Source organism: Azospirillum sp. UFLA03-27 (genome assembly GCF_059803775.1).
Genome location: NZ_JAUQTX010000254.1, coordinates 1 through 9,403, shown reverse-complemented (window position 1 = coordinate 9,403; position 9,403 = coordinate 1). Strand labels below are relative to the sequence as shown.

The 9,403-nt window shown below is 68.7% G+C and carries 11 protein-coding genes; 7 read left to right on the top strand and 4 right to left on the bottom strand.

Translation table 11 applies throughout. The features are described from left to right. Nucleotides 1-30 precede the first annotated feature (30 nt). Complete coding sequence (locus Q4I23_RS26890; protein WP_498528231.1) at nt 31-2,196, bottom strand: transglycosylase domain-containing protein; 2,166 nt, start codon at nt 2,194-2,196, stop codon at nt 31-33. A gap of 207 nt (nt 2,197-2,403) precedes the next feature. Here Q4I23_RS26890 and Q4I23_RS26885 point away from each other — a divergent pair, with 207 nt between their 5' ends. Beyond that, a complete protein-coding gene (locus Q4I23_RS26885) occupies nt 2,404-2,715 on the top strand; it encodes a polyhydroxyalkanoic acid system family protein (RefSeq protein WP_014239097.1) in 312 nt (103 codons plus the stop codon). Between the two features lie 6 nt (nt 2,716-2,721). Here Q4I23_RS26885 and pspF read toward each other — a convergent pair whose 3' ends face one another. Then, nucleotides 2,722-3,726: a phage shock protein operon transcriptional activator gene (gene pspF, locus Q4I23_RS26880; RefSeq protein WP_498528230.1), complete on the bottom strand. Its 1,005-nt coding sequence runs from the start codon at nt 3,724-3,726 to the stop codon at nt 2,722-2,724. A 164-nt stretch (nt 3,727-3,890) separates the two neighbouring features. Between pspF and Q4I23_RS26875 the strand changes: the two genes are divergently transcribed. The 4 genes from Q4I23_RS26875 to pspC all read left to right on the top strand — a co-directional run bounded on the left by Q4I23_RS26875 (nt 3,891) and on the right by pspC (nt 5,556). Then, complete coding sequence (locus Q4I23_RS26875; RefSeq protein ID WP_014239099.1) at nt 3,891-4,037, top strand: hypothetical protein; 147 nt, start codon at nt 3,891-3,893, stop codon at nt 4,035-4,037. Nucleotides 4,038-4,084: 47 nt separating this feature from the next. Continuing rightward, complete coding sequence (gene pspA / locus Q4I23_RS26870; protein WP_454020384.1) at nt 4,085-4,756, top strand: phage shock protein PspA; 672 nt, start codon at nt 4,085-4,087, stop codon at nt 4,754-4,756. Between the two features lie 125 nt (nt 4,757-4,881). After that, nucleotides 4,882-5,109: an envelope stress response membrane protein PspB gene (gene pspB / locus Q4I23_RS26865; protein WP_454020385.1), complete on the top strand. Its 228-nt coding sequence runs from the start codon at nt 4,882-4,884 to the stop codon at nt 5,107-5,109. Nucleotides 5,110-5,154: 45 nt separating this feature from the next. Beyond that, nucleotides 5,155-5,556 carry an envelope stress response membrane protein PspC gene (gene pspC, locus Q4I23_RS26860; protein WP_237904442.1) on the top strand — a complete coding sequence of 134 codons (402 nt, stop codon included), beginning with the start codon at nt 5,155-5,157 and terminating at the stop codon, nt 5,554-5,556. Nucleotides 5,557-5,628: 72 nt separating this feature from the next. Here pspC and Q4I23_RS26855 read toward each other — a convergent pair whose 3' ends face one another. Beyond that, nucleotides 5,629-5,751, bottom strand: coding sequence for a hypothetical protein (locus Q4I23_RS26855; RefSeq protein ID WP_014239103.1), 123 nt, complete (start codon nt 5,749-5,751; stop codon nt 5,629-5,631). Between the two features lie 319 nt (nt 5,752-6,070). Beyond that, a complete protein-coding gene (locus Q4I23_RS26850) occupies nt 6,071-7,639 on the bottom strand; it encodes a diguanylate cyclase (protein ID WP_498528229.1) in 1,569 nt (522 codons plus the stop codon). A 347-nt stretch (nt 7,640-7,986) separates the two neighbouring features. Between Q4I23_RS26850 and Q4I23_RS26845 the strand changes: the two genes are divergently transcribed. Further along, entirely contained in the window at nt 7,987-8,457 is a 471-nt protein-coding gene (locus Q4I23_RS26845) for a DUF411 domain-containing protein (RefSeq protein WP_454020387.1), read from the top strand. Nucleotides 8,458-8,570: 113 nt separating this feature from the next. Beyond that, complete coding sequence (locus Q4I23_RS26840; RefSeq protein WP_498528228.1) at nt 8,571-9,275, top strand: phosphatase PAP2 family protein; 705 nt, start codon at nt 8,571-8,573, stop codon at nt 9,273-9,275. The last annotated feature ends 128 nt before the right edge of the window (nt 9,276-9,403 follow it).

Genomic DNA, 9,403 nt, shown 5'->3' with positions numbered 1-9,403 from the left:
ATCTACACTCGCGTATAATCGTCGGCAGCGTCAGATGTGTATAAGAGACAGCACCTGGGGCGCGCTGCCCTTGCCGGTCAGGCTCTCGATCAGCGAGCCGATGCCGGAAGCCACCCCGCCACCCGAAGACCCGCGCGCCGGAGCCGCCGCCGGGGTGGCGCGGGCGGGTTCGGCGATGCCGCCGGAGGCGACATAGGCGGGGGCGCCCTCCATCCCCGGCAGGGGGCGGGGCGGGCGTCCGGCGTGGGCGTCCAGCATGAAGCCCTGCCACAGCTTGGCCGGCAGCGAGCCGCCGGTGACCCGCTTCATCTCGGCGTTGTTGTCGTTGCCCAGCCACACCCCGGCCACGAGGTCGGCGGTGAAGCCGACGAACCAGGCGTCGCGGTAATCCTGGGTGGTGCCCGACTTGGCCGCCGCCGGGCGGTCGAGCTTGGCCGACTTGCCGGTGCCGTACTCGATGACGCCGGTCATCATGCGGGTGAGTTGCACCGCGTGCGCCGGGTCGACCACCGGGACGGAGCCGCCGGCCTGCCGCCGGTACAGGACGTTGCCGTCGCGGTCGCGGATCTCGGTGATGGCGTAGGGCCAGACCGGGGCGCCGCGGTTGGCGATGCCGGCGTAGCCGCGTGTCAGCTCCAGAAGGTTGACCTCGCTGGTGCCGAGCGCCAGCGACAGGTCCTTGCCCATCGGCGAGTTGATGCCCAGCCCCGCCGCCACCCGGCGCACCCGCTCCACCCCGATGCGGTCGATGATGCGGACGGTCGCGGTGTTGGACGAATGGGCCAGCGCGTTGGCCATGGTGACGGTGCCGCGGAACTTGCCGTCGTAGTTGCCGGGGCTCCAGCCGCCGATGCGGACCGGGGCGTCCTCGACCGGGCTGTCCGGCGACCAGCCGGCCTCCAGCGCCGCCAGATAGACGAAGGGCTTGAAGGCCGATCCCGGCTGGCGCATCGCCTGGGTGGCGCGGTTGAACTCGCTGTTGTCGTAATCCCGCCCGCCGACCAGGGCGCGCACCGCGCCGTCGGTGGTCATGGCGACCAGGGCGCCCTGGCGGGCGTTGGCGGCGGCACCGGGGCCGGACAGGATCTCCTCCAGCCGCTGCTCCGCCGCGCGCTGCAGCTTGAGGTCCAGCGTCGTGCGGACCACCACGTCGCCGTGGCCGGAGCCGACGAAGGCCGAGACCAGTTCCGTCACCCAATCCGCGAAATAGCGCCCATCGCCGCCCGGCTTGCGCTTGGCCGACGGCGGGGCGTTGCGCGCCGCCTCCAGCTCCTGCGCGGTGATGAAGCCGGCGTCGACCATGGCGCCCATCACGACGCGCGACCGCTCCGCCGCCTCGTCCGGGTTGGAGGACGGGGCGTAGCGCGAGGGCGCCTTCAGCAGGCCGGCGATGATCGCCGATTCCCGCAGGTCGAGCTGGGTCGCCGGCTTGCCGAAATAGGTGCGCGACGCCGCGTCCACGCCGAAGGTGCCCGCCCCCAGATAGACGCGGTTCAGATAGGCGGTGAGGATCTGGTCCTTGGTGAAGCGGTGTTCCAGCCACAGCGCCAGCATGGCTTCCTGGATCTTGCGCTTCAGCGATTTCTCGGGCGTCAGGAACAGGTTCTTGGCGAGCTGCTGGGTGATGGTGGAGCCGCCCTGCGCCGAGCGCCCGGACCGCCAGTTGACGTAGAGCGCGCGGGCCAGACCGATGGGATCGACGCCGAAATGCGAGTAGAAGCGCCGGTCCTCGATGGCCAGCACGGCCTGGATCAGATGCGGCGGCAGGTCGCTCACGCCCAGCGTCGTGCCGTGCAGGTCGCCGAAGCGCGCGAACTCCGCCCCGTCGGCCGCCAGCACGGTGACCGAGGCGCGCCGTTCGAACTGCGCGACCTTGGAGATGTCCGGCAGGTCCAGGGCGAACCAGGCCAGCACCGCGCCCAGCGCGATGCCGCACCACACCCCGGCGACCATCCCGGCATAGACCAGCGTGCCGAGGATCGTCCGCCGCCCGCCGCTTCTGGCGGTTTTCGGAGCGGCCTTCCGTGGCGGAGGAGCGGGCTTGCGCGGCTTCTCGGCCTTGGGTTTCTCGGGCTTGGCGGGCTTTTCCGGCTTGGGCGCGCGTTTGGGCAGGCGGGGGCGCAGCGTCGGTTCCTCGCCCCGCGTCTGGATGGGGCGCGGCCCCGCAAAGAGTTCGCCCGGTCGATCGTTGCTCACGGCGCGGTCGCGGCCCCCAAGAAATCCATGCCCGATGTAATCTGTGATGGAAAGCTATACGCCGCCGCCCCGTTGCGACGAAAGAGCGCCCTCGAAAGAGATAAGATTTGTCTTAGCACCGTTGCAGATGGATGACGGGGGTGGAAGAAAAGCCGCCGCGGACTGTTGTTTCCATGAATAAGCGTTGACGCAGCGGAGAGCCTGTTCATGTCAAAACCCCTGACCGTTTCCATTCCCCACAAGCTCGGCCGCGACGAGGCGAAGCGGCGCGTGGCGGAGGGGGTGGGGCAGGCCCGCTCCCACCTCGCCGCGGTCGCCAGCAGCATGGACGACCATTGGACCGACGACCGCGTGGATTTCCGCGTGGTGGCGATGGCCCAGACCGTCACCGGCTTCATCGATGTGCAGGACGACAGCGTCACCGTGGAGGTGCAGCTTCCTTGGGCGCTCGGCCTGCTGGCCAACAAGGTGAAGGACCGGCTTCAGAGCAAGGGGACGCTGCTGCTGGAGAAGAAATAGCCGCTCCTACTCGGGCTTTCCGATCAGCCCGTGCTTCTTCAGAAGCCCGCGAAGCTGGTGGTAGCCGAGCCCCAGCGCCTCGGCGGTTTGGCGCTGGTTGAAGCGGTTGCGCTCCAGCGCCGTCTCCAGCAGCCCGGACTCGAAGCGCCGCACCTGCTCCTGGAAGTCTCCGGCGGCAACGGGCACCTCGTTCGTCGCGACGTCCGGTGACGGGGCGGGAGTCGTCGGCGCCTCCGGCCGCCAGGCGGAGGCGAAGGGGTCGAGCAGGATCTCCTCCACCGGCCCCTCCGGGTCGGACGCGGCGACGGAGCGCTCCACCGCGTTGCGCAGTTCGCGCACGTTGCCCGGCCAGTCATGGTCCAGAAGCTGCTCCAGCGCCCGCGGGCCAAAGCCGGGGAACAGGGAGCGTTCCAGCTCCCGCACCATGCCCAGCGCGAAATGCTCGGCCAGGATGGGGATGTCCTCGCGCCGGGCGCGCAGCGGCGGCAGGGTCACCACGTCGAAGGCCAGCCGGTCCAGCAGGTCGGCGCGGAACCGCCCGGCCTCGGCGAGCGCCGGCAGGTCGGCGTTGGTCGCCCCGATCACCCGCACATCGACGGTCTGGGTCCGCCCGCCGACCCGCTCGATCTCGCCATACTCGACGGCGCGCAGCAGCTTTTCCTGAACGGCGGCGCTGGCGGTGGCGATCTCGTCCAGAAACAGCGTGCCGCTGTCGGCCTGCTCCACCCGCCCGATCTGCCGGCGGATCGCCCCGGTGAAGGCCCCGGCCTCGTGCCCGAACAGCTCGGAATCGAGAAGGCTCTCGGTCAGCGCGGCGCAGTTCACCTTCACGAAGGGGCGGTCCCAGCGGCGGGACAGATAGTGCAGGCGGGCGGCTATCAGCTCCTTGCCGGTTCCGCGCTCCCCGATGACCAGCAGAGGACGCTCCAGCGGGGCCACGCGGGAGACGTGGGCAAGGACCGCGTGGAAGGCCGGGGACTCTCCGAGCAGGGAAGGCGGATTGGGTTGCATGGTCAAAAAGGCGAAGAGTTGGCGAATTTCTTCATTCTATCGCGGAAAGGGCGATGCTCCAACCTCGGACGCCGTCCATTCGCTCCAGGAAATCCAAGGCTTTGTAGGGATTCCCGGCTTTGGCACGGCCATTGCGAAGAAGGGGACCAAACAAGGAGACCCGCATGAGCCACTACAGCGACTACCACCGCCGCTACACCCGCGAGGCCCGTCCGCTGGCGGCGCGCATCCGGACCTACCTGACCTCCCGCCCGACCGAGAGCTGGGCGTTCTTCGCCGCCGGCCTGCTGATCGCCACGATCCTCGGCTGACGCCGTCAACGCCCGCCCATCAAGCGACCAAAAACGGACACATCCTCATGAGCATCTTTTCGCGCCTGACCGACATCGTACAGTCCAACCTCAACTCCCTGCTCGACCGCGCGGAGGACCCGGAGAAGCTGATCCGTCTGATCATCCAGGAGATGGAGGACACGCTGGTCGAGGTGCGCTCCTCCACGGTGAAGATCATCGCCGAGCGCAAGGAGATCGAGCGCCGCATCGCCGACCTGCACCGCGAGCGCGACTCCTGGGACCGCAAGGCCGAGACCGCCCTGACCCACGACCGCGAGGACCTTGCCAAGCAGGCGCTGCTGGCCAAGTCCCGCGCTGCAGAGGAGGCCGATGTCCTGACCGCCCAGCTGGTCCAGGTCGAGGAGGCGCTGTCCAAGTCCAACGAGGACATCGGCCGCCTCCAGGCCAAGCTGACCGACGCCAAGAACCGCGAGAAGGCGCTGGTCGCCCGCACCAAGACGGCGGCCAACCGCGTGCGCGTCCGCTCCACCCTGCATGACGAGCGGATCAACGACGCCTTCTCCCGCTTCGAGCAGGTGGAGCGCAACCTCGACGAGCTGGAGGGTCGTGTGGAGGCCTACGATGTGGGCCGCACCAAGACGCTGACCGAGGAGATCGCGGAGCTGGAGGCCGACAAGAAGGTTCAGGACGAGCTGGCCGCGCTGAAGGCCCGCGTCGCCGCGCGCCGGGGAAGCTGATCTCGCACCGGCGCGGGCGCCGGCCCCGACTTCGTCTTTCCCGACAGCGGGGTTGGCGTTGAGTCCCCTCTCCCGCCGGTTCGCGGGAGAGGGGTTTCCCAAACAACAAGAAAGGCCGTCCCCCGATGAGCGGTTTCAGCTTCGTCCTCGCGGTGCTCTTCATGACCGTGGTGGCACCGCTTTGGATCATCTTCCACTACATCACCAAATGGCGCGGGCAGCGCGGGCTGTCGGCCCAGGACGAGCAGCTTCTGGGCGAGTTGTGGGACATCTCCAACCGCCTGGAGGGCCGCATCCACGCGCTGGAACGGGTGCTCGACGCGGAGTCGCCCAACTGGCGCGACAAGCTGTGAGCCGGCCGTATTCCACATTCATTCCGACCTGACGGGAGCCCGACGATGGACCGTTCTTCGCCCTACGACTCGCCCAACCCGCACCGGCTCTTTCGCGATCCGCAGCGTGGCGTGGTGGGGGGCGTGTGCGCCGGCGTCGCCGATTATTTCGGGTTCCGGCCCGGACTGGTGCGGCTGGCCCTGGTGCTCGGCCTGTTCTTCTTCATGCCGCCGGTGCTTCTCGCCTATGTGATCGCGGTGCTGGTCCTGCCGGTCAAGCCGCCGGCAGTCTACCGCAATTCGGAGGAGGAGGCCTTCTGGCGCGGCGTTTCGATCAAGCCCGACCGCACCCTGGCCGGGTTGACGCAACGCTTCCGCGATTTCGAGAAGCGCGTGGGAAACCTGGAAGCGCATGTCGCTTCCAAAGAGTATGAACTCAACCGCGCGATCCGCAACCTGGACCGCTGACGGCAGCCCCGGAGCGTCTCCGGGGCAAGGCCGCCGCCTGACCGCAGCGCCGCCTGGCGCGGCGCCGGTGGGTCAGCGCCGACGGCGGTTCCGGCTGCGCACGCGCACCGGCTTCATGGCCGGGCGGGCGGCAGCGAGACCGGCGAGGGCCGCAGCCATCGCCCCAACGAGCACGACCAGATCGAGATCCATCATGGCTCCTCCGCTTGACCCGAGCAGAATGACGCAACTGTGAAGGACATGGTAGCGAAAAGAGGTGACAGCAACCGTCCGTCCGGCAGATGACTGCCACCGGGGCTCCCCCCAATGAGGAAGCCTATCCGTCCGGGTCGTCAACCGAGGTAAGGCTTTACTGAAAGAATGGAGAAGCCGTTGTGTTCGGGATGGCGGGCGTTGATCTTCTCCCGCACCTTCGCCTCGTCCAGGCCCCAGAGCAGAAAGCGGCGGCCCCTCTTCCAGCGCTCCAGAGCCGTCTTCTCCTGGCTGCCGGTGACGCGCGCGGCGCGACGCCGGATCAGGGGCGGGCTGGGGTTTTAGGCTCGTCCGCGACGCACACGCGGTCGCGTCCGGCCAGCTTGGCCTCGTAGAGCGCGGCGTCGGCGCGGCGCAAGGTCAGCTCGATGGAGGGCTCCGACGCGCTCCACTCGGCCACGCCCAGGCTGGCGGTGATCGGGATGGCCCGGCCATCGGTCACCACCGGGCTTCCGGCAATGGCGGCGCGCACCCGCTCGGCCACGATGCGGGCCCCGGCAAGGTCGGTCTCCGGCAGCAGCGCGACGAACTCCTCCCCACCGAAGCGGGCGAGTTGGTCCGAGGTGCGCAGGGCCTCGCGGGCGCGGACCACCACCGTGCGCAACGCCGCGTCCCCGGCGGCGTGGCCGTGGCCGTCGTTGACCGCCTTGAAATTGTCGAGGTCGAGCAGGATCACGCTCAGCCGTCGCCCGTGTCGATGCGCCCTCCCCAGCTCCGCGGCGGCGAGGTCCAGGAAATGCCGGCGGTTCCACACGGCGGTCAGAGGATCGACCGTAGCCAGCCGCTCCAGCTTGGCGTTCGCCGCCTCCAGCGCCCGGGTGCGTTCGGCGACCCGGGCCTCCAGCGTCTCGTTGGCTTCGCGCAGCCGCTCATACAGGCTGACGTTGGCGAAGCTGATGGCGATCTTGGAGGCGAACACCTCGACCAGCCCACGGTCCACGTCGTCCAGAGGCCGGTCAGTGTGAATCCAGGCCGCCACTTCGTGCCCGTCCGGCACACGGATGAACAGGGTCGTCTCGTTGGCGCCGTAATGGCTCCGGCGGCTGCGGAAGGCGTCGGTGATGCGGTCGGCGAGGGCCGGCGGGATCATCGCGTCCGGGGCCACCGCTCCGGTCGGCGACGCGGTCTGCCCGGCCGCCTCGGCGTAGCAGCCGGCCCCGGCCAGCACGTAGAAGGCGCCGTCGGGCAGCGGCCGGCCGGTGGCGCCGCGCTGGGCGCACAGGATGGCGTCGGGCTTCACCCGCAGGAAGGCGGACAGCTGCGTCAGCACCCCGGCCGCGAACTGTTGCATGCAGCGCAGTTCGAACAGGCGGTCGGTGGACTGGATGATCTGCTGAAGCCCGCGGCGGTTGGTTTCCAGCGCCACGATGTCGGCGTAGGCGCGCAGGGCCGCGACGACGGAGGTGAACAGCTTCTTCGCCGTCAGCTCCGCCTTGGACTTGTAGTCGTTGATGTCGTAGGCGAGGACCACGTCCTCCTCCGGCGCCTGTCCCGGCTGGCCGGTGCGCAGAATGATTCGGATGGCGTGGTTGTTCAGCTCCTCGCGGATGGTGCGGACCAGCCGCAGCCCGGCATCGTCCGTCTCCATCACCACGTCGAGCAGGATGATGGCGACGTTGGGAGTGCAGCGCAGGATGGCCGCGGCCTCGCCCGCCGACAGGGCGCTGACGAGCGACAGGCGACGCCCCTTGTAGCGCAGGCCCCCCAGCGCCAGCCGGGTGACCGCATGGACCTCCGGATCGTCGTCGGCGATCAGCACGATCCACGGCTCCGCCCCGTCCTCGGGCGGCGGCGGCTGGTCGTCGTCTGCGAACAGAAGGTCGGTTTCCATGCTGTGCGTTCCGCCCGTCCTGTCCGTCCGTTCAGCCTGCCCGTTCAGCCTGCCCGTCCGTTAGGCCTGTTGCCGGCCAACAACCGGTTTCCCGGCGGTGCCGGTCAGGGTTTGCCACGCGGATTGCTGCCATTCAGCGGTAACCGATGCAACTTCACCTGCGCAACGGGTTCGTTGTCCTTATGGAATGAATTTCGTCCTTTCGCAACCGTCGGTCCGCGGCATGTCGTTTGACCACGATCAAAGCAGGCGGCGGCGGCGGGCGGCAGACTGCGTTGAAACGGGGTGGCGGCAGGCCATCTTTCCGCAAGTCTGTGGAGCGGGTGTTGCGAATGTTGGATCGTCGGATGTTTCTCACGGCCATGGGGGCGAGCTTGACGGTGGGCGCTCTGGCCATCGCGGTGCGCAGCCTGGCCGGCACCTCCGTCGCCGCGGCCTCTGCCGCGGCCAAGCCGGAGGTGATGGTGTGGAAATCGCCGACCTGCGGCTGCTGCGGCGGCTGGGTGGACCATATGCGGGCCGCCGGTTTTCCGGTGACCGTGCAGGAGGTCGACGATGTGGAACCGGTGAAGGTGCGTCTCGGCGTGCCCGCCCGGCTCCAGTCCTGCCACACCGCCTTGGTCGGCGGCTATGCCCTGGAAGGCCATGTGCCCGCCGACAGCGTGCAGCGGCTGCTGCGCGAACGCCCGGCGGCGGTCGGCCTCGCCGTTCCCGGCATGCCGCAGGGCTCGCCCGGCATGGAGACAGGGGTGAAGGACCCTTACGACGTCGTTCTGTTCGGTGGGGCTGGTGGCGACAGCGTCTACGAGCGGCGCTGACCCTTCCGGGATAAGTCCGATAACCGGCGCCCTCGGGGCTTGCCCTTCCGTTCCTAGCTTCCAGCGGCGGGCCTTCCAAAGGTCGCCCGGCTTGGCGGAACGGAGGGAACGGCGTGACCACGGCATTCGACCTCGTCATCATTGGCTGGCTGAACGGCTACAGCCGCGCCAGCATGGCGGCGGACAAGACCATCTATGTCATCGCTCAAAGCGACCTGCTGAAGGGCGGTGTGCTGATGGCGCTGCTGTGGTGGTGCTGGACCCGGCGCAGCGGGCGGCTGATCGGGCTGGATCTTTACGCGGTGCGGACCATCTTCGGGGCGCTGCTGGCCATCGCCATCGGGCGCGGGATGCAGAACTTCCTGCCGATGCGCCTTCGCCCGGTCCATGATCCGGAACTGGGCTTCGTCGTCCCCTATGATGTGAACGCCTGGGCGGTCGACGGCTGGAGTTCCTTTCCCAGCGACCACGCCGTGCTGTTCTTCGCTCTGGCCGCTGCCCTGTGGTGGTCGAACCGGCTGGTCGGAGCCTTTGCCTTCGTGTGGACGCTGGTGGTGATCTGTTTGCCGCGCGTCTATCTGGGGCTTCACTTCCCGACGGATATCCTGGCCGGCGGGGTGGTCGGTGTCCTTATCATGGCGGCGGTGCTGGCTGTCCCGGTGCCGGAGCGGCTGACCCGCCGTGTCCTCGATTGGCAGGACTCCCAACCGGGGATCGTCTACGCTTTGGCCTTCCTGGTGACCCTTCAGATGGCGACGTTGTTCGCCAACGCCCGGCGGCTGATCGAAGGGGCGATGACCGTCCTTCTTGGCTCGTGATGCGGTGCAGCGAAAAAATGCGGGTCGATGAAAAAAGCACTTGCCGGGCTAATCCAACCCGCCTATAACGCGGCTCCCACGACGCCGGGGCCGCTGAGAAGCGCGACGGCGGCAAGGGATCGGCAGAG

What these genes read in the sequence shown, in the direction of transcription:
- Q4I23_RS26875 (WP_014239099.1), top strand. Translation starts at nt 3,891, where the DNA reads ATGAGCCACTACAGCGACTACCACCGCCGCTACACCCGCGAGGCCCGT.
- Q4I23_RS26885 (WP_014239097.1), top strand. Translation starts at nt 2,404, where the DNA reads ATGTCAAAACCCCTGACCGTTTCCATTCCCCACAAGCTCGGCCGCGAC.
- pspC (WP_237904442.1), top strand. Translation starts at nt 5,155, where the DNA reads ATGGACCGTTCTTCGCCCTACGACTCGCCCAACCCGCACCGGCTCTTT.
- pspA (WP_454020384.1), top strand. Translation starts at nt 4,085, where the DNA reads ATGAGCATCTTTTCGCGCCTGACCGACATCGTACAGTCCAACCTCAAC.
- pspB (WP_454020385.1), top strand. Translation starts at nt 4,882, where the DNA reads ATGAGCGGTTTCAGCTTCGTCCTCGCGGTGCTCTTCATGACCGTGGTG.
- Q4I23_RS26845 (WP_454020387.1), top strand. Translation starts at nt 7,987, where the DNA reads ATGTTTCTCACGGCCATGGGGGCGAGCTTGACGGTGGGCGCTCTGGCC.
- Q4I23_RS26855 (WP_014239103.1), bottom strand. Translation starts at nt 5,751, where the DNA reads ATGATGGATCTCGATCTGGTCGTGCTCGTTGGGGCGATGGCTGCGGCC.
- pspF (WP_498528230.1), bottom strand. Translation starts at nt 3,726, where the DNA reads ATGCAACCCAATCCGCCTTCCCTGCTCGGAGAGTCCCCGGCCTTCCAC.
- Q4I23_RS26850 (WP_498528229.1), bottom strand. Translation starts at nt 7,639, where the DNA reads ATGGAAACCGACCTTCTGTTCGCAGACGACGACCAGCCGCCGCCGCCC.